Annotated in this window: 18 protein-coding genes; 6 read left to right on the top strand and 12 right to left on the bottom strand. The window is 43.4% G+C overall.

Annotated elements, in window-relative coordinates:
* The first annotated feature begins 388 nt into the window (after positions 1 to 388).
* Complete coding sequence (gene mnmH, locus EIP89_RS10405; RefSeq protein WP_124398622.1) at positions 389 to 1,429, top strand: tRNA 2-selenouridine(34) synthase MnmH; 1,041 nt, start codon at positions 389 to 391, stop codon at positions 1,427 to 1,429.
* Entirely contained in the window at positions 1,414 to 2,457 is a 1,044-nt protein-coding gene (gene selD, locus EIP89_RS10400) for a selenide, water dikinase SelD (RefSeq protein WP_124398621.1), read from the top strand. Before mnmH ends, selD begins: the two co-directional genes overlap by 16 nt.
* A 1-nt stretch (position 2,458) precedes the next feature.
* Here the strand turns inward: selD and EIP89_RS10395 are convergent, their stop codons facing one another.
* Genes EIP89_RS10395 through EIP89_RS10375 form a run of 5 tightly spaced genes read right to left on the bottom strand, consistent with a single transcriptional unit; the run spans position 2,459 to position 10,416 of the window.
* Entirely contained in the window at positions 2,459 to 3,700 is a 1,242-nt protein-coding gene (locus tag EIP89_RS10395) for a 3-deoxy-D-manno-octulosonic acid transferase (protein ID WP_124398620.1), read from the bottom strand.
* Positions 3,700 to 4,794, bottom strand: a complete 1,095-nt coding sequence (locus tag EIP89_RS10390; RefSeq protein ID WP_124398619.1) for a fatty acid desaturase family protein — start codon at positions 4,792 to 4,794, stop codon at positions 3,700 to 3,702. Before EIP89_RS10390 ends, EIP89_RS10395 begins: the two co-directional genes overlap by 1 nt.
* 2 nt (positions 4,795 to 4,796) lie before the next feature.
* Positions 4,797 to 6,458, bottom strand: coding sequence for a 1-deoxy-D-xylulose-5-phosphate synthase N-terminal domain-containing protein (locus tag EIP89_RS10385; RefSeq protein WP_124398618.1), 1,662 nt, complete (start codon positions 6,456 to 6,458; stop codon positions 4,797 to 4,799).
* Complete coding sequence (locus tag EIP89_RS10380) at positions 6,458 to 8,527, bottom strand: M13 family metallopeptidase (protein ID WP_160160586.1); 2,070 nt, start codon at positions 8,525 to 8,527, stop codon at positions 6,458 to 6,460. The genes EIP89_RS10385 and EIP89_RS10380 overlap by 1 nt, the downstream gene beginning before the upstream one ends.
* On the bottom strand, positions 8,524 to 10,416 hold the full coding sequence (locus tag EIP89_RS10375) for a M61 family metallopeptidase (protein ID WP_124398616.1): 1,893 nt from the start codon (positions 10,414 to 10,416) through the stop codon (positions 8,524 to 8,526). The genes EIP89_RS10380 and EIP89_RS10375 overlap by 4 nt, the downstream gene beginning before the upstream one ends.
* 430 nt (positions 10,417 to 10,846) lie before the next feature.
* On the opposite strand from EIP89_RS10375, the gene EIP89_RS10370 reads away from it, so the two are divergent.
* The 4 genes from EIP89_RS10370 (at position 10,847) to EIP89_RS10355 (ending at position 14,105) form a co-directional block, all read left to right on the top strand.
* Positions 10,847 to 11,227, top strand: a complete 381-nt coding sequence (locus EIP89_RS10370; RefSeq protein WP_124398615.1) for a hypothetical protein — start codon at positions 10,847 to 10,849, stop codon at positions 11,225 to 11,227.
* Between the two features lie 85 nt (positions 11,228 to 11,312).
* Positions 11,313 to 12,065, top strand: coding sequence for an MbnP family protein (locus tag EIP89_RS10365; protein ID WP_124398614.1), 753 nt, complete (start codon positions 11,313 to 11,315; stop codon positions 12,063 to 12,065).
* Positions 12,066 to 12,144: 79 nt separating this feature from the next.
* Positions 12,145 to 13,179 (top strand): cytochrome-c peroxidase, encoded by a 1,035-nt coding sequence (locus tag EIP89_RS10360; RefSeq protein WP_124398613.1) that lies wholly within the window; start codon positions 12,145 to 12,147, stop codon positions 13,177 to 13,179.
* A complete protein-coding gene (locus tag EIP89_RS10355; RefSeq protein ID WP_124398612.1) occupies positions 13,176 to 14,105 on the top strand; it encodes a hypothetical protein in 930 nt (309 codons plus the stop codon). The genes EIP89_RS10360 and EIP89_RS10355 overlap by 4 nt, the downstream gene beginning before the upstream one ends.
* Here the strand turns inward: EIP89_RS10355 and EIP89_RS10350 are convergent, their stop codons facing one another.
* The 7 genes from EIP89_RS10350 to crtID are packed head-to-tail and all read right to left on the bottom strand — an operon-like array spanning position 14,106 to position 19,377.
* Complete coding sequence (locus EIP89_RS10350; protein ID WP_124398611.1) at positions 14,106 to 14,720, bottom strand: flavin reductase family protein; 615 nt, start codon at positions 14,718 to 14,720, stop codon at positions 14,106 to 14,108.
* The gene (locus EIP89_RS10345) at positions 14,717 to 15,403 is read right to left on the bottom strand and encodes an SDR family NAD(P)-dependent oxidoreductase (RefSeq protein WP_124398610.1); all 687 of its coding nucleotides are present in this window, start codon (positions 15,401 to 15,403) and stop codon (positions 14,717 to 14,719) included. The genes EIP89_RS10350 and EIP89_RS10345 overlap by 4 nt, the downstream gene beginning before the upstream one ends.
* Positions 15,400 to 16,143 (bottom strand): GTP cyclohydrolase I FolE, encoded by a 744-nt coding sequence (gene folE / locus EIP89_RS10340; protein WP_124398609.1) that lies wholly within the window; start codon positions 16,141 to 16,143, stop codon positions 15,400 to 15,402. Before folE ends, EIP89_RS10345 begins: the two co-directional genes overlap by 4 nt.
* The gene (locus tag EIP89_RS10335) at positions 16,097 to 16,516 is read right to left on the bottom strand and encodes a 6-pyruvoyl trahydropterin synthase family protein (protein ID WP_124398608.1); all 420 of its coding nucleotides are present in this window, start codon (positions 16,514 to 16,516) and stop codon (positions 16,097 to 16,099) included. The genes folE and EIP89_RS10335 overlap by 47 nt, the downstream gene beginning before the upstream one ends.
* Position 16,517: 1 nt before the next feature.
* Complete coding sequence (gene idi, locus EIP89_RS10330) at positions 16,518 to 17,033, bottom strand: isopentenyl-diphosphate Delta-isomerase (protein WP_124398607.1); 516 nt, start codon at positions 17,031 to 17,033, stop codon at positions 16,518 to 16,520.
* Between the two features lie 3 nt (positions 17,034 to 17,036).
* Entirely contained in the window at positions 17,037 to 17,873 is an 837-nt protein-coding gene (locus tag EIP89_RS10325; protein WP_124398606.1) for a phytoene/squalene synthase family protein, read from the bottom strand.
* A gap of 25 nt (positions 17,874 to 17,898) precedes the next feature.
* Positions 17,899 to 19,377, bottom strand: a complete 1,479-nt coding sequence (gene crtID / locus EIP89_RS10320; RefSeq protein ID WP_124398605.1) for a bifunctional phytoene desaturase/3,4-desaturase — start codon at positions 19,375 to 19,377, stop codon at positions 17,899 to 17,901.
* Between the last annotated feature and the right edge of the window lie 2 nt (positions 19,378 to 19,379).

The following is a 19,379-nucleotide window of genomic DNA, read 5'->3' as shown; positions in this document are numbered from 1 at the left end:
TAACTTTGTTCCATGCAACACCCACTTTGCGTTTTTGCACTTCGTTAGGAATTTGCCCCCTCAACCCAATCTCTCAAAGATCTACCCCGTCCTGAAAAAACGGGCTGCAAAGGTAAATACTCCTATCCCTTCTGTACAAGCATCCCTGAGAAATTTTTTGAGAAAGTTTTTGTTGATTGAATATCAGCATCTTATAAATGCATATGATATCACCTATTGTTATCTATGCGCGGCCCAACAAAAATTTCCCAATAATTCAGCATTAATGAGACTAATAAGCAGGTTCATCTCTATTCCTAATATGGTACTCTTACAATTTACTTCCAACACAGTACATATTTGCATATTAAAAAACAGCAAAGCGTTTTGGGATCCAAATGTTTAAAAGATGATACGCGAAGTAGAAATCAATGACTTTCTTGAATTAAATGCAAAGGGATTCCCAACAATCGATGCAAGGAGTGAAGCAGAATATGCTGCCGGACATATACCGGGAAGCCACAACATACCTCTTCTTAACGACGTACATAGAGCAGCCGTTGGAAGGACATACAAACAGGAGGGCCGTGAAGCTGCAGTAGAACTTGGTTTTAAATTGGTAGGTCCGCTCTTTTTTGAAAAATTCAAGGCAATACAACAAAAAGCTGGTGAAGGGAAAAAGTTGCTCATCTATTGCTGGCGTGGAGGGATGCGATCAAACATTCTTGCCTGGATGATGCATCTGGCTGATTATGAAGTATATTTACTTAAAGGCGGCTACAAAGCCTTTCGTAATTGGGCATTGAAATACTTCGAAGTTCCACAACCTTTTATCGTTCTGGGCGGAATGACTGGAGCAGGCAAAACCGAAATTTTGCACATTTTAAAAACAAGAGGAGAGCATGTTCTTGATTTAGAGCATTTAGCCTCTCATCGTGGAAGTGCTTTCGGCCATATCGATATGCCGCCTCAACCGACAAATGAGCACTTTGAAAATCTTATAGCAATCCAACTATTTCGTTATCAAAACTTTAGACCCATTTGGGTAGAAAATGAGAGCAGAAAGATCGGAAGACTTAAAATTCCAGATGCGCTTTTTAATCGGCTTTTAAAAGCGCCAACTGTGGTACTAGAAGTCCCTGATTCAATCCGAAAACAGCGAATTTTAGAAGAATACGGAAAATATGACCCTGAGGCTTTAGCTGAAGCAACTCGTAAACTACAAAAACGCCTTGGAAATGAACGCATGAATTCAGCACTCAACTCCTTATATGAAAAGGACTTAAACAAATGGCTGGACGAAGTTCTACCTTACTACGACAAAACCTATCAATATGACCTCGAACAGCGAAACTCTCCTGTACTGTTTGTTCCTTTTGACTGGAACAATGTTGAAGAAAGCATCTCTAACCTACTTCAATTGAGCACGAAACTATGGAAAAACGATTAACTCATTTCAGCAGCGGATCGGGCTGTGGTTGTAAAATTCATCCGGCAAAGCTTGAAGAGATTTTAAAAGATGTGCGTTCGGATGTACAATCTTTTCCGAATCTTTTGGTAGGTAATGAAGCATCAGACGACGCATCTGTTTTAAAGATTAACGATGAATGGGCTCTCGTTCAAACCGTTGATTTTTTTACACCTATAGTCGATGATCCCTATGTTTTCGGACAAATTGCTGCTGCTAATGCCTTAAGCGATGTGTATGCGATGGGAGGTAAACCATTGATGGCCAATGCCTTGCTTTGCTGGCCTGTGGAAGAATTGCCAGCAGAACAAGCGTCAAAAGTTTTAGAAGGCGCAAAATCGGTATGTGATAAGGCGAGCATCCCCTTAGCTGGTGGACATTCTATCAATATCAAAGAAATAGCTTTTGGTCTTTCCGTCACAGGTACTGTTCATCCGCAGAAAATTTTAAAAAATACAGGGGCTGTCGTTGGCGATGTTTTGTTCCTCACAAAACCTCTTGGCACGGGCATACTCAGTACAGCCCTAAAAAGGGGAAAACTTAACGAAAATGGATATGAGGCGCTCTTGCGCGTGGCAACGGAACTAAATACCATTGGAGCCGAATTGGTGGCAATCAATGGCGTACATGCGGTAACTGATGTAACCGGCTTTGGACTTTATGGACATTTGATCGAAATGTGTAAAGCCTCTGAGGTGAGTGCAGAAGTGTATTTTGATAAAGTACCCAAAATCGCAGAAGCTGTGCAGTACATTCAAGAATTCATCTTGCCTGATAACACCTTTAGAAATTGGAACAGCTATGCTCAGTTCATCGACTGTCCTCTGCCTGAAACATTTGCCTGGCTCAACGACCCTCAGACAAATGGCGGACTTCTCTTTGCTGTGGCTGAACATGCTGTCGATACATTATTAAACACTTTTCAAAAACACGGCACTACGCAATTTCTTTTGGAACCAATAGGTAGAATACTGCCGAAAGATGAAAAAATTATCTACGTGAAACGTTGACCTAAAGACCCTCTTTTGCCTTTAGGATATTTATTACTCTAGATGTGGCATCTGTGTATTTTGTGAACCAATGTTCAATTTCCCCTTTTGTGAGTTGACGGTTTTCAGCGTTCTCATAATGAATTAGCCATTTCTCTAAATCAGTTGAAGTACTGTAGGAATGCGCAAGTTGGTGAGAAATGGCTTCTTCTGCCTCCCAAAACTTATGGTGTTTGGGACCAAAGAGCACAGGAATTCCGTAAGCTAAGGCCTCGACAATGTTGTGAAGCCCGGAGCCAAAGGCCCCACCCACCAAAGCTATATCGGCATAGCGGTACAATCGCGACAAATGACCAATGGTGTCGATGAGTAAAACTCTTTTTTCAAATATCTCCGAATGCTGGGCTTTAGCAAAAAATACTGTGGGTAAAGAAAGAGCTTTAGCCAATCGCTGCACATTCGATTCCGAAACATCGTGTGGAGCAATTATCCAGCGCCAATGTAAGTACTTGTGTATTAAAGGGATATACCTTTCTTCGTCGCCTATCCAACTGCTTCCGACAATTACAGTGTAATGATTCTTCCTAAAATTTTCGACCATCGAATTTGAATACTCCGATAGACTTATCTCTCTGGCGCGATCGAATCGGGTATCACCGGTTAAAAACAAATGAGAGGAAAGTCCGTAGCGATGTGCCAGTTCGAGCGACTGCTGATTTTGAACCATCACAGCGGTACAGCTTTTTAAAATTTTGAGAACAGGGTTAGCCGGAACTTTCCAAAACCATTGATCTGAGCGAAATACTACTCCCGCGAAAAATAACGGAATTTCCTGTTTGATAATTAATTGTAGAAGATTCGGCCAAAATTCATATTTAATAAAAAGAACAGCTTTTGGCTTTAAAATATCCAATACGATTTTGGCATTGTAAGGAGTGTCGAGCGGCAAATAAAACTTTACAGAGACAAGACCTTCGTCTTTAAAATGATTATAACCTGAAGGTGAGAAAAAACTCAATACTATTTGAGTATCTGGTTTTTCTTGTTTTATAGCCCTTATAATAGGCCGAGCCATTTCATACTCGCCCAGCGATGAAGCGTGGATCCAGAAAATTTGACCTTTAGGAAGATTTGTTCTGAGATTATTCTCCCAATCTTGACGACCTTTTATCCAGTCTTTTGCTTTTGAATTCCAAAAAGAAGCAAGACATATAGCCGCGTAGTATATCCTGATGCCTACACCATACACCAGTGAAAAAATCATTAGGCAGGCTTTTTACTGAGTATGATCAAATACCTAAAGTGCTCGATGAGCGCTTGACTAAAGCGTGCATACTCCTGGTATTTGATATTGAACTCTTCTGCTGTTTGCTTTACAATGTTGGCAATTTTGGGATAGTGCACATGGCTAATGTGTGGAAACAAATGGTGTTCGATCTGGTAATTAAGACCACCTAAATACCAAGTTATCAAAGGATTGTTTCTTGAAAAATTGGCAGTAGTCTGCAATTGATGCACACTCCAAACTTTATTTTTCTTCGACAGATCGGGTATTTGCTGTACATCGGGCATTACATGTGCCATCTGAAAAATGAAGCTCAGCGTAGTACCTGCAGTAAAGTGCATAAGCAACATTCCCAGCAAAATGTGGTACCACGCTCTATCAATTATTAAGAATGGCAACACGATAAAAATGAAATAATTAATAAGCTTCGATACTATCAATATGACAAGTTCTTTTGTGTAAGTTGTGTTTGCTCTACGTAGCAATCCCTCACGGTGATAGCGGTGAAGCTGAACAAAATCTTTAATAAGAAGCCAATTCAGTGTCAAAAGACCGTATAAAAATGGTGCGTAAATGGGCTGAAGGCGATGAATGGGTTTCCAATCCTGCTCCGGATGTAGTCGAATCAGTCCACCTGTATCTACATCTTCGTCTTTTCCATGCACATTTGTGTAGGTATGGTGCAACATATTGTGCTGAATCTTCCATGTGATTACGTTACCAGCCAATAAAAACATAGAATATCCGGCAAGCTTATTTACAGTTTCGTATTTTGAAAAAGAGCCGTGATTGCCATCGTGCATTACTCCCATTCCCACTCCCGCCATGCCAAGGCCCATGATGAACCAAAGCGCGTAAAACCAGAAAGTAGAAACATTAAATATCAGTAAGATAAAAAATGGCAACAAGTAAGAAGTCATTAGCACAAATGCTTTGGCATAAAGCTGAAAATTGCCTTTTGGGCTAAGTTGGTTTTCCTGAAAAAAGCGATGAACGCGTTCGTTTAATTTTCGGTGAAATTCTTTGTACAGTTCAACAGCATTAGTAGGTTCTACTACATGATTTTGTTTCATTTTCAATTCTCTAAATTTTGTATAATCGTATTAAAAATGCCTTCGGAAGACAGACCTGTCAAATGTAACAACTCTTCGGGTGTACCGTGTGTGATAAAAGAATGAGGTAATGTGATGAGCACAATTTTAGGTAGTCGTTCACCATGTGCCTTTAAAGCTATATAAGCACTGAGTTTTTCTGCCAAGCTACCTGAAAAATAATTTTCTTCTGCAATAAACAACCTTTTTTGTTCCCCCAATTTGTCGAGTAAAGTAGTGTTTTCAAATGCATCGAGCGAGTGAACAGAAACAAAATTTAAGGGTAATCCCTTCTCTACTAAACGCTTAAATGCCTTAAATGCTTGATGCGACAGTGTACCTACGGCCAATAAAGTGTTAGGAGCATCCTTCCAAAGTAAATCAGGAATATCGTTGTCAAAATTTATAACTGCTGAATCGCGGGGAATACGAAGGGCTGCTAAATGAGGCGCATTAGCCCAGTTTTGAATGTCTTTTTCAAGACAGTGAGTCGAGTCAGGAAAGTACACTTTTACTCCAGGAATGGTTGAAAGTATTTGAAAATCAAAAACCCCGTGATGAGTAGGTCCATCTTCGCCGACCAATCCGGCCCGATCTACCACAAACATCACCGGAAAGCCTTGCAAAGCTACGTCGTGAATCAGTTGATCAACAGCCCTTTGAAGAAACGTGCTGTAAATGTGTACAATCACCTTTTTACCGCCTTTAGCTAGGCCAGACGCTATACCTACGCACGCTTGCTCAGTGATGCCTGTATCTAGCACTCGCTCAGGATATTTCTCTCTTACCTCTTTGAGCCCAGCGCCTGCTAACATGGCAGGACTAAGCACATATAGGTCAGAATGCTTTTGCAAACAGTATTCTACAGCTTTTCGAAGGGATGTTCTAATTGGCTGTAAGGGATTGGCGGTGCTAACTGAATTTTCAATTCGCTGAATATGCGTAAAAACACGTAGAACTCTTGGACCACTGACTTGAATGGCTTTTTTTAATTTTGGGAGCAATTCAAGAATGTTGTTTCCATCGACTTCACCCAAATAAGAAAAATTCAAAGCTTCGAAATAGTCCTGATATTTTCCAAAGGTACTAAGTGCCCCAACATTAGGGTCGATTGACAGGCCATTGTCGTTCAAAATCACCAGAATATCTGCATTCCATTCACCTGCAATGTTGAGTGCTTCAAAGGACTGTCCACCTGTAAGCGCCCCATCGCCTATTACAGCTACTGTTTTGGGATTTTTATCGGCAAACCACAGTCCTAAAGCCATAGAAATACTTGTAGAGGAATGCCCGGTGAAAAAGAGATCATAAGGGCTCTCGGCTGGAGATGGAAAACCAGATATGCCATCGTGTCGCCTAAGCGATTGGTACATAGCTGCTCCCCTACCCGTCAGCACTTTGTGCACAGCCATTTGATGGCCTACATCCCAGATCAGGCGATCACTTGGTGTATCGAGCAAATAGTGCAAGGCAACTGTGAGTTCGGTGACACCGAGTGAACTCTCCAAGTGCGCTTTTTTATCTGTTGGAATTTGCGCCACATATGCTCTAAGCTCCTTACAAAGCTCAGGCAGCTCCCCTGTGGGAAGATGCCTGATGTCATTGGGACTTTTTATTTCTTTACCTTGAAAAACAAATGGTTTCATTACCAAATGACAACCCGCTTATCGGCCTCTTTCACCATTGGATCACCCTCTTTACAGCCCCATGCTTCTCTAAATTCCTTCATCATACTCATGGGGCCATTTACGCGATAGCGCGCCGGACTGTGATAGTCAGTAGTAACCTGAATGCGCAGGTAGCCATCGGTTACATTGCTTTGCCACACCTGTGCCCAGCCCAGAAAAACGCGCTGCTCTGGCGTAAAACCGGCTAAGGTGCCTGCAGGATAGGTAGCCTTGTAGCGCTGATAGGCATAATAGGCTAGCGTAAGACCTCCTAAATCGGCAATATTTTCTCCCAAGGTCATTTTGCCATTTACAGCATAGCCAGGCAATGGCTCATACATGCTGTAGTGTTCTGCTAACAGCCGAGCGCGCGACTCAAACTGTGCTGAATCCACGGCATTCCACCAGTTGCTCAACTGGCCGAAGGCGTTGTACTTGCGGCCTTGATCGTCGAATCCATGGCTAAACTCATGGCCGATCACCCCGCCGATAGCTCCGTAATTGATGGCGGCATCTGCCTTCGGGTCGTAAAAAGGAGGCTGCAAAATACCCGCAGGAAAGACAATCTCATTAAAAGTCGGATTGTAATATGCATTGACTATGTGTGCCCCCATAAACCATTCATCCTTGTCCACCGGCTTACCCAAGCGACTCAAATTGTCTCGAAACTGAAACTGACGGATGTTTTGCAAATTCCGCACGTAGCTGGTGGAGGTAATTTCGAGACCTTCGTACGACTTCCATTTGTTAGGATAACCAATTTTGTAGGTAAAAGCATTGAGCTTTTCCAGCGCTTTTTGCTTGGTTTCTTCCGTCATCCAGTCGCGTGTAGCGATGCGTTGGCGAAAAACTTCACGGATATTTTCGACCATCAACTCTACATCGGCCTTAGCTTCAGGTGAAAAGTAGCGTTCGGCAAAAAGACGGCCGAGAGGCTCTGAAAGTCCATCGTTCATCTTGGCTAATATGCGCTTCCAGCGCGGTTTCATGGTTTGCGTGCCATAGAGTACCCCTGAGAAGAAATCGAAATGTCTCTTTACAAAAGCATAAGGCAGAGCATCAATATAGGCTTCATAAGTTTTCCAAACGGCATAGGCTCGCCATTGCTCTGGTTTAAATTTTAAAAGTACTGAATCGAGAGCTTTTAAATAGTTTACATGCGTTATTACGACAGAGTCAGTAGTTACCCCAAATTGGCGGAGAAATTCGCCCGGCTTAAGATAAAAGGTCATTTGATTTGCCTCTGAAACAGTCATTTTGTTGTACGTGAGCTCTGGCTTGCGCATGTCTTGACGGGCCATGTGTAGGCGTGCCAGTTCCGTTTCAATAGCGTAAACGGCTTCGCACATCTCAGTCGCCTGCTCTGGCTTTCGCACTCTATGCAGCGCAAAGAAATCGGAAAGAAATTTTTTGTACTCGCGCTGCTGGTAGAGGGTTACGCTATCGGTGCGCAAATAGTTGTCGCGATCGGGCAGTGAAAGCCCAGATTGCCCCCAGTACACGATGTAGCGCTCCGGATTCTTCGCATCGGTGCGCACCCCCATGTAAAATGGAATGCGAATGCCCGCCTGCATGGCGTAGGTAAACCAATCCACAAGCGTTTTGACATTCGTTATTTGATTTGTCAGACTCAGCAAGGGCTCTATTTCATTAAGCGCCTTCGACTCAATGGTAGCGCTGTCCATAGCAGCAGCGTAAAAATCGGCACACAACTGCCGAGCTGAATATTTTTCGGCAGGAGCATTTTGTCTGCTATACTCTTGTAAGATCTGATACAAGCGCTCATTGTTCTTCTCGATCAGAATGTTAAACGATCCCCAGCGCGATTCGCTCTCCGGTATGGGATTTCGCTCCATCCACCGAGCTGTGGTGTACATGTAGAAATCTTCACAAGGCGAATATTTTGGTTCCAGCAGCGTAACGTCAAAACCGGGAATACCCTGTGCAGCGGATTTTGTTGAAGCTCCTGCTGAGTCTGTTTTTACAGACTTACAAGCAGTAACAGTGAGTGAAATCGCTGAAGCAACTACAAGTCTCTTCCAATTCATTGATTTAACCATTTTAAACGAAATTCTACTTCTTTTTCAGTAACATCCTCTGCAGGTTCGAGGTAATGCTCTTGTTCGATGGTGAGCAGTATCGCCTTCGCCTTCAGCGTCATTTTTTTGTATTTATTCTTTTTGCCTGGACGATTTATCTCAATGGTCACAAGGTCACCCTCTTTGGTGTTGTTAAAGTAATTCATTACTGTCGATTCAAAAGTCTCGATGGTTAAGGGCAAGCCTTGAATAGATATAATTTCATCGCCCTCCTTTAAACCCAAGGCTTTACCAAACTCATCGAGATCTTCGACATCTGACACATAAATTGTTTTGCGCTCATCGTTGTAATTGAGTCGAATTCCTCCAAACGATGGCAACCGCTTGGTATATGTGAGTTTGTAGGTAATCCCAGCTTTTTGGAGAAGCTCTTCCAGCGGAAGTGCCTCTGCCGCTTCGAAGTAGCGAGCAAAAAATTCCTTTATCTCACTAAAAGAGTGTGCTGCGAATATGTCAAAAAAATCTTCGTCTACAAAGAAGGTATCCCTCCCATAGGTCGTCTGAAGTTTTTGAATCACTTCGCCCAGTCCTAACTCGCCATTTGATAAACTTCTCAACTTCAGATCGAGGCACATAGCCAGCACTGCCCCCTTGTTATACACATTCAGATACTGATCTTCGTATACATCGAGTGCATATTTCGAGCTTGTCGTGATTGGCACATACTTATTAAAATTGTCCATAGCCACTATTTTTTCGCGCATTCTTTCCAGAAAGTCTCTTACGTCGATTAGCCCGCTCCTCACCTGTATCAGTTGCGATGTGTACTCCGTCACCCCTTCGTAGAGCCATAGGTGCTTCGACATTTTCGGACGGCTAAAGTCAAAGTTGTGCACATACTGACTTCTCAAGGTCAGAGGCGTAACAATGTGTAGAAATTCATGCGCAACGATGTCATTCATGTATTGGTAAAATTCCTCTCCATCGAACTCAGGCATATACAGCACCGTTGAAGTTTCGTGCTCCAACGCCCCAAAACCTGCTCCGAAGATGTTTTCCGGCTCTGCCAGATACAGCAGCACTGTATACAGATCCGTAGGTAGCGCCCCCCCTAAGTATTCAGCCGCTGCTTCAAAAATCCCTTTCATTTCATCCAACGCCTTGCGAGCATTAATCACATGGTTTGGACTATACACAGCTACTGCTATCGTCGCATTTTTCACCCTCATCGATGCCGTATCAGGTACCGCATACAAGATCGGATTGTCGTGTATCTGAAAGTAATTTTTACCCACAAACACATCCTGCTCTTTGCCTCTGTTCACCACAGGCAGCGAGGTAGCCCCATAGAGATTCGATGGCCTCTTCACCGTAAGGCGATATGGCAACTGATGGTACCCCTCCACAAACCCTATGCTCGTGTACAAATTCATCAGAAAAACCGAATCTTTGTATTCAGAACCTGCAGGCTCAAAAATCCTTTTGCCTGACTCATCGCTGAAGGTCTCCTTAGCCTTGTATCGAATGGTCGAGAGCTTGTTACCCGGAAAGATTTTCCATTGATTTACAGACGATTTAATCACCTGCAGAGGCATTCCCTGCGCATCATAGGCCTGTAAGTCACTCACAAAGCGTCCAAAATCATAAATCTTATATGTACCCGGCACTATGGCAGGCATGCTGTAGATGACCGTATCAAGTCGCATAGCAGGTAAGCGTACCTCCACAGGTATTAATCCATCTCTGTAGTCGATGAGCGATATTGAAACTTCGTATTGCCTAACCTCTCGATTGGTTTCCAGACTTTTCTGTTGCGATGAACTTGAAGGCTTGCGATTCTGTGCGTGTACCCATCCAATAATTAACAAAGAACTAATTACAAAAATCGATTTTCTCATAAAAAAACGTCACAGCGATTACAAGCGGCTAATGTACACTACATAGCCACATCCATCATCAAAGCCACTACATGGTGTTTTTTTAATTTTTTTTATTTGGGCGTGCCCCAGGCAAAGGCACCATAAGTGCCTTCGCCTGGGTCGGGCTACTCTGGGGTACGCTTCGCTTCCGTGCTGCGTCAGGGCTACGCCCTGCCTTCGCACCGCGCTTTCGCGCGCCCGCCGTATCCCTCACGCGCACAGTCTTCTACCATCTGAATTCTTTGAAAACTTCTTCCTTTTTAAACCTTTCGTTCCTCATTATTTATGACATTTCCTAGTATCTACACACCTCAAATCATCATGAAAAAAAATGGATATTTACCCTTGATGACAACGATCACATAATCCAAAAGCAAAGCCTTTAATACCTTTGCATTGAAAAGGGATTATGAAGAAAGCCTTCGCTATCGTTATTCAATTTGCGCTTCTGCTACCCGCTCTTGTGGGAGCGCTCAAGCTTTCTTCGTATTTCCTCGAACTCGAAAAGTACAAAGCCCAGTGTAAAAACCGAGATAATACTGAAATTACTTGCAATGGGTTGTGTAAGCTAAGCGAAGAACTATCGCTCGAAACCTCCGAAAATGAACCCGTACAACCATTGTTCCCCACCATCGAAAACATTCTCCCACTTTACTACTGCTACACAAGTGCCCCTTTGCTTCCGGTAATTCTGTATCAGGTGGGTAAACAAAGCAACAACCATTACTACAAAGTCTTTTTCCCTAAGGGCGTTCGTTCTAGACTGGAAAAGCCGCCTACCGTTGGTTAATATCTCTCCTTGTTGAATTTGTGTATTTTCTCTCATTTTCAATTCATTACAAAAATATTTATTAACCAACAAAACGCATTCAGACATGAAAAAGCTACTTTTATTTGCCCTGGCGGCTACACTCTTATCTTGTACCAAAGAGAACAAAAACGATGAAAATCCTGCTCAACTAACCGGAACAGTCGAAATAAAATTCGAACACATTTGGGGTGCTAACATGGCCCCCTTTGCCCTTAACCAGGAGATGACGCACCCCTCCGGACAAAAGATGACCTTCACCACTCTTAAATATTACATCTCTAATATCAAGCTCAAAAAAGCAGACGGTACCGAATGGATACAGCCCGAGAGCTATTACATCGTTGATGCACGTCAAACACCGGAAGCATTGATTTCAATTCCAAATGTACCTGAAGGCGATTATGTAGAAGTAAGCTTCATAATCGGAGTCGATAGCCTTCGCAACACATCAGGTGCACAAGTTGGTGCACTAAGCCCCGAGCACGGTATGTTCTGGAGCTGGAATACTGGCTACATCTTCATCAAAGCCGAAGGTACATCGCCCAACTCACCCACCGGCGATTTTGCATATCACATCGGCGGATTCTCTGGCCAGAACAATGCTATCCGCAGTCGCACCATCAATTTTAATGGCGCTACCTTAATGGTGCGCCATAACGCTGTGCCTGCCATTCATCTGATGGTAAATGCCGCTCGATTCTGGCATGGGGGTATCATGCTCACTGATGTAAGCAAAATTCACGCTCCGGGCCCTATGGCTGTAACTATGGCTACCAACTTCCAAGGCGGTATTACTTTCGACCATATTCACAATTAGTAAAATTCATTAACCACTTCAGATCCGGTTCGGAGCAACGCTGTAGCTCCGAACCGCGATTGTTAATGTACGTATACCGATGAAGGAGAAACTGATCCTGGCCATCAGTATTATAGCTTTTGTTGCTTGCCGTAAGGAAGAAGAGGCTACAGATGGTCTAAACGAAATGACTTTAGAAATTCCGTCCTATTTTCCGAAGCCAAACTACAATTTCGAACAAAATAAGCTCACCAGAGAAGGTTTTGAACTCGGGAGAAAACTCTTTTACGACCCAATCCTATCGGCAGATAGTAGTATATCTTGTGGATCCTGCCATGCTCAGGTTCATGCCTTTGCCGATCACAATGTGGCCGTAAGTACTGGAGTATTTGGACGTATAGGCACCCGCAATGCCCTGCCGACCTTCAACCTCATCTTCGCTCCCTTATTTCATTGGGACGGAGGCATCAACCACATTGAAATGCAACCTACAGCCCCCATGCTCAACCACGATGAAATGGACATCACCATAGCCGAGGCACTTCGCAGGTTGCGCAATCATCCAGAGTATCCCGAACTCTTTAAAAAAGTATTTGGAACCTCTGAAATTTCAGCCCGCGACTTTTTGTATGCGCTCACGCAGTTTCAAGGGGCTATTATTTCGGCCAATTCTAAATACGACCGCTATCGACAGGGCAGAGCTCAGCTCACTGCCGACGAAATGGCCGGCCTACAGCTCTTTGAAAAACACTGTGCCACTTGTCATGCCGGTGCGCTTCAAACAGACTATGCCTTCAGAAGCAATGGCCTAGAATCGAACGGTAAAGAAGAAGGTCGATATCACATTACGCTTGACTCAGCCGACTTTCAAAAGTTCAGAACACCCTCCTTGCGAAATGTAGCTCTTACTCGGCCATATATGCACGACGGGAGATTCAACTCTCTTCAGGCTGTGCTCGACCACTACGCCGACTTGGGCAAAAACAAACCCGCACCCCCTTATACCGATCCAATGCTCAAAAACGGACTTCCGCTATCTGAAAGCGACAAGGAAAAGATCATAGCCTTCTTACACACCTTGTCAGACTTCAGTCTATTGGCCAATTCCATGTACTCAGAACCTAAGACAAAATGAAACTCCCAAAAAACCTCATATCGCTTTTAATTGCCCTCTCCTTAGTACCCAGAAATCAACAAGCTTGTGACATTTGCGGCTGTGGCGTAGGTGGTGGCTATCTCGGCGTGCTTCCTCAATTTCAAAAAAACCTGATGGGCCTTCGCTATTTTCAGAGCAGCTTTCACCATCCGGCCACTCTACTCAATACTACTGATGGCCAATACCTTAAAACAGATTTATACCATTCAGCGGATCTATGGCTTCGCTACTACATGACCGAAAAGTTGCAAGTTTTCACATTCTTGCCTTACAAAGTGAATGTGCGAAGCTATGAAAACGGGTATAACGAACTGCTCTCTGGTGTGGGCGACATTCAGCTTAATGCCCTGCATCAAGTGATAAATCAAGGTGCTGATCCCACCAAACTTTTAAGGCACATATGGTTTTTAGGCGGAGGGGTAAAACTGCCCACCGGTAAGTACATGCAGCGCGACAGCAGGCGCCGAATGTTTCCTCTTCCCATTCAAGTAGGAACAGGTGCATGGAGTTTTTTGTTACAAAACATGTATATCCTCCGATTTAAAAACTTTGGATTTCAAACCGATGTACAATATCGCTATCAGTTGGCCAATGAACTTCAGTACAAAATGGGTAATACTATTTTGGCAGGTGGCTCGGCCTTCTACTGGTGGCAGGTAAGTCCGCACATGGCCGTGTTGCCAATTATCGGAGGGCAATTCGAATCTCTTGAGAAAGACACAGAATATGGTTATGCGAAAGAAAATACAGGAGGCAAATTCGGACTTCTAACTGCTGGAGTAGATGTTTACTACCAGAAGATGATTTTCCAGCTTTTTGGTCAACTGCCATTGGTAAGCTCCATACAAGAAGCGCAGCCCTCAGTAGGCACTCGATTTGGGGTGGGAGTAGCTCTTTTTTGGTAACTAATCATCTGATCGACTCATGCTGAGCAAGTGAGACAAAGCATAATAGTCGTTTAATCCACTTACAGCCAAATGTCCCAATATCTGGTGATCGATGCTGCCGTCACTTTGCACGGCAGCATCGACTTTTATGTGCACATCGATGACCTCACCTACCAGTAATTGCGTTTGATTTGCGGCAATCAAATGTTTCTCGACATATCGAAGCAGTATTTTCAATGGACTCTCAGCTACTGCCGGCACGTTTGGGTAACTACCGAAATACCAAGGCGTAAAACCCAGAAGTTCGAATTCATCTTCGTGAGCTTCGAATTTCTCGGCTGTGCGGTGGGCTAGATGCATCAGCTCTGAAGTAACGGAATTCAGCGTGTAGAGCCCACTCTCATTGATATTTTCAAGTGTATGGCGCGGAACGGAATGTGGCCTAAAAATCAGGCCTAACAATGGCGGATTAGCTCCAATATGGACTAAAGAATTAAAAAGGCCCAAATTTTTCACCCCTGCTTTACTCTGCGTACCGACCATCCACACCGAACGCACTCCAGAGAGCGTGTTAAAAAAGTTGATTCTAAAGTGCCTGTCCTCGTCTTTTAAATAATTGGAGAGTGTTTTCATACTTTTAGCGAACTCATACCACCGTCGATGTGCAGTATTTGGCCGGTTACCCACGAGCTTTGATCGGATAGAAGCCAGAGTACAGCATTGCCTACATCTTCTGTGGATCCATAGCGCTTGAGTGGGTGTCGCTGACGAGCGGATTCTTGTTTGGCGTCAGTGTTCAGCAATTTATTGGCAAGGGGAGTGTCGGTTAAACTGGGGGCAATCGCATTAACGCGAATACTGGGAGCCAATTCTGCTGCTAAGCTTCTTGTAAGCCCTTCAATAGCTCCCTTAGCCGAGGCTATACCGGCATGAAAAGGCATTCCGGTTTGTACAGCTACAGTGCTGAAGAACACAACTGACGCCTGAGCGCTTTTTTTCAAAGCGGGAAGACATGCTTGAAGTATGCGGAATGCTCCAAAAAAATTGATCTCAAACTCTTCTCTGAGTTCAGTGTCCGAAATTCGATTAAAAGGTTTCAGATTGATGGTGCCGGGGCAGTATACAAGTCCATCCAGAACATCAGGAAGTGGTGAAATAGGAGTTTGGCTTGTTACATCGTAAGGAATGTTTTTCACACCGGGTATTTCTGCACTTCTCCGCTGGGCTGCATACACGTTGTTTCCACTTTTCACAAGCGACTCAGCCACATACTTTCCAATACCTGAGGAGGCTCCTATCACAAGAATATTTTTCATTTCTTTGAGATGATTGAAAGAAACTCCTGACGAACTTGATTATCTGTGAGAAACTTTCCGCTATAGTGGGTAGTCACAGTTGTGCTTTGGGTATCTTCTATCCCACGTGTCTTTACACAAAAGTGTTCGGCATCAATGTAAACTGCTACATCTTCGGTTTGTAAGACCTTTTTAAGCTCCTCGGCAATTTGCTCTGTAAGCCGTTCTTGCACTTGTGGTCTTTTAGAAAAATAGCGAACGATTCTGTTGATTTTACTCAAGCCGATGACCTTGCCACTGCTGATGTAGGCTACGTGAGCTACTCCTATGATGGGCACCAAATGGTGTTCGCAGTAAGAATGCACAGTGATGTTTTTTTCTACCAGCATCTGATTGTACTGGTAAGGATTGTCGAAGAGCTGAACAGATGGTTTACGTGCCGGATGCAAACCCGAAAAAATCTCCTTTACATACATTTTTGCCACTCTTCGCGGTGTATCCTTTAAACTATCGTCATCCAAATCAAGACCAAGTATATGAAGGATATCGGCAAATTTTTCGGCTATTGACTCAATCTTCTCATCATCTGTCAGTTCAAAGGCGTCAGGCCTTAGGGGAGTTTCCTTGCCAGTGCACACGTGATCGTCGCAGCAAGTATCATCATCGTGTATATGCAGTGCGTGAGCCGTATTTCCATTCAAATGGGGTACGCCATTACGCTTCTTCTCCTGAGTATTCAACATAATTTCTTGGCGTTTCATAAAGGGTAATTTTGAGTTTTAAACTGGGTGAAATGTGTGGGCGCAACCAATCATAAATGACGATTGCTATATTTTCAGCCGAAGGAATAAGATGCTTGAATTCTTCGACTTGTAAATTGAGATTTTTGTGGTCTAATCGAGCTTCTACATGTTTTTTGATCAGATCCGATAATTCTTTCATATCCATCACATAACCAGTATCCGGATCAACCGGTCCTGTCACACTTACAATCAGCTCATAGTTATGCCCGTGAAAATATTCGTTGTTGCAGAGCCCAAACACTTTTTCGTTTTGTTCGGCGTTCCAGCTAGGGTTATGAAGCCTGTGCGCAGCATTGAAGTGCGCATGCCTCGACACTGTAACCAGCTTCATATCAATTTTTTACATGAGAGTAAAAACGGTCGAAAATGATTTTAAACCACTCGGTGTAGTTATCCGGATTTTCCTGTAGATCGCGTTTTACCTCATCGAGTGGCATCCACTTGTATTCAGCTACCTCTTGGGTATTGATTTGGGGACTTCCATTGTAATACCCCACAAATACGTGGTCAAATTCGTGCTCGGTAAGCCCATCGGAGAAATCAGCCCGATAGACGAAGTCCAGCACCTTCTCAAGTTCGCAGTCGAAGCCCATTTCTTCCTTTAGACGTCGATGCGCTGCGGCTTCCACATCTTCATCTTTGCGCGGATGGCTGCAACACGTATTTGTCCATAGGCCTCCACTGTGGTATTTGTCAAATGCCCTGCGTTGTAGGAGTAGTTCTTTTTTGTCGTTGAGCACAAAGACACTGAAAGCTCGATGTAACAGGCCTTTTTGGTGTGCTTCCATCTTCTCCATCAGTCCTAGCTCACGGTCGTGAGCATCGACCAGGATAACGTGTTCAATCATGATTTACAAGAGATTAAGAGCGTGTTTAATGTATGATTTAAAGAGCAAACGGATTTTTTTGTTATTCGGTATGCGAATTCTTTTGTTGAGAATTTCAGCAGGAGGTAAGTTTTTAATTCTTTGAAAAAGCTGGTAGTAGTATACGTAAGCAACATATACTCCCAGTCTGCTCGACTTAGGTAGTCTTCTAATGCCTTCAAAGCCAAGAGCAAAGTCGATTTCGATGTCTTTTTCTATAGCTTGCTTAGTTTCGTAGTCAAATTGGCTCATATCTACGCCCGGGAAGTACACTCTGCCGAGCTGAAAGTAGTCAGCATTTAAGTCGCGCAAGAAGTTGATTTTCTGAAAAGCGCTGCCAAGCTTCATGGCATAATATTTCAACTCCTCATACGCTTTCTGATCGCCCTCTACAAAAACCTTTAGACACATTAGCCCTACCACTTCGGCCGAACCCAGTATATAACGTTCGTACTGTTTTTTAGTATAGGTATGCTTGTAGAGATCCATTTCCATACTTTGGAGAAATGTTTCGATCAAGTCGAGGTCTATGTTGTACTGATTGACCACTTTTTGGAAACTGTGAAGCACCGGATTGAGGCTTATGCCCTCCTGAATGGCGCGATAGGTATCTTCTTTAAATCTCAGTAGCAGCGACTCTTTGTCGTAATCGTGAAAAGTATCCACAATTTCATCGGCAAAGCGCACAAAGCCATAAATCGCATATATAGCATCGTGAAATTTTTTGTCGAGAAAATAAATTCCCAATGAAAACGAGGTAGAATATTTTCGCGTGACCATCTTACTGGTCTTAAAAGCTACTTTATCAAATAGTTCTTTCATAGCAGGGTGGTTTTTAGCAGGTTTGTTAAACAGTTGAGTAATTCATATCCTTCACCACTTCATTAGCCACCACCCATCCGGATATGAGTGAGGGAGGTACACCTGGCCCTGGCACAGTGAGTTGACCGGTGTAGTAAAGATTGTGCAATTTTTTATTTTTCAGCGAGGGTTTTAAAATAGCTGTTTGTAGCAAAGTATTGGCTAATCCATACGCATTTCCTTTAAATGCGTGATAATCTTTAACGAAGTCATTCATCGCATAGGAACGCTTAACCACAACGTGTGGTCTTATTTCCTGACCGATGCGCTTTTCCAATCGATCCATCACTACATGATAGTACTTTTCGCGCATCTGTTCACTGTCTTCCAAGCCTGGCGCAAGAGGTATTAAGATCGTTAAATTCTCACAACTTTCTGGAGCAGTTTTTTCTGTTTTTGAGGTTACAGATATGTAAAATAGGGGCTCTGTGGGCCATTGAGGTTTGCCGTAAATTTCCTCAGCATGCAGGGCAAAGTCTCTGTCAAAAAAAAGCGTATGGTGGGGCAATCCTTCGATGCGCTTGTTCACGCCTAAGTAAAACAACAAGCTGCTAGGTGCCATTTTTCGGGTTTGCCAGTACCTTTCCGAGTAGTTGCGATATTTTTCGGGCAACAGCTGTTGGTCTACATGGTGGTAATCTGCACCAGCTATTACTACATCTGCTTCGTATCTGTAGTTTTCAGTAAGTACTGCTTTGATTTGATTATGGGCTATTTCAAAAGATTTAACCTCCTGATTGTAAAGGATGGTCACACCCTTTTCCTCAGCCAATGATACGAGTGCCTTCACCACAGAGTACATACCTCCTTTAGGATACCAGGTGCCAAGCACAAGGTCCGCATAATTCATTAAAGAATAAAGAGCAGGGGTTTTCCAGGCTCTTTCACCCAAAAAAAGGACAGGAAATTCGAGAAGCTGAATGATGTAAGGATCGCTGAAGTAGCTTCGAATGTGCTTGCTGATGTTGGTGAGAAGATCCATCTTCAAAAGTCCGGTTAAGACTCGCCAATCAGCAAATTCAAAAATGCTTCGACCTGGTCTGTACACTAAGTCATTGATGCCCACTTCATATTTGTAAGCTGCTTCTTTGAGAAATTTGTCGAGCTTGGCAGCACTACCAGGCTCTCGGCGTTCCATCCAACTTTTGAGCTTGGTGAGGTCAGCCGGCACTTCCACTTCATCGTCTTTAAAAAAGACTTTGTAAGCGGGATCTAATCGATATAATTCGTAATAATCAGATACTTTTTTGCCAAATTTTGAAAAAAAAGCTTCAAATACATCGGGCATCCAATACCAAGAAGGACCTAAATCAAAGATAAATCCATCTTTCACCCACTGTCGGGCTCTGCCCCCTGGCATGTCGTTTTTTTCTAAAAGAGTAACCTCATACCCTTTGTGTGCCAAAGAGATGGCCGCCGATAGCCCTGCGAAACCACTTCCTATTACAACTGCTTTGTCTTTCATAG

The organism is Thermaurantimonas aggregans (assembly GCF_003851885.1).
Classification (GTDB): domain Bacteria; phylum Bacteroidota; class Bacteroidia; order Flavobacteriales; family Schleiferiaceae; genus Thermaurantimonas; species Thermaurantimonas aggregans.
This window is presented reverse-complemented; position numbering and strand designations above follow the sequence as displayed.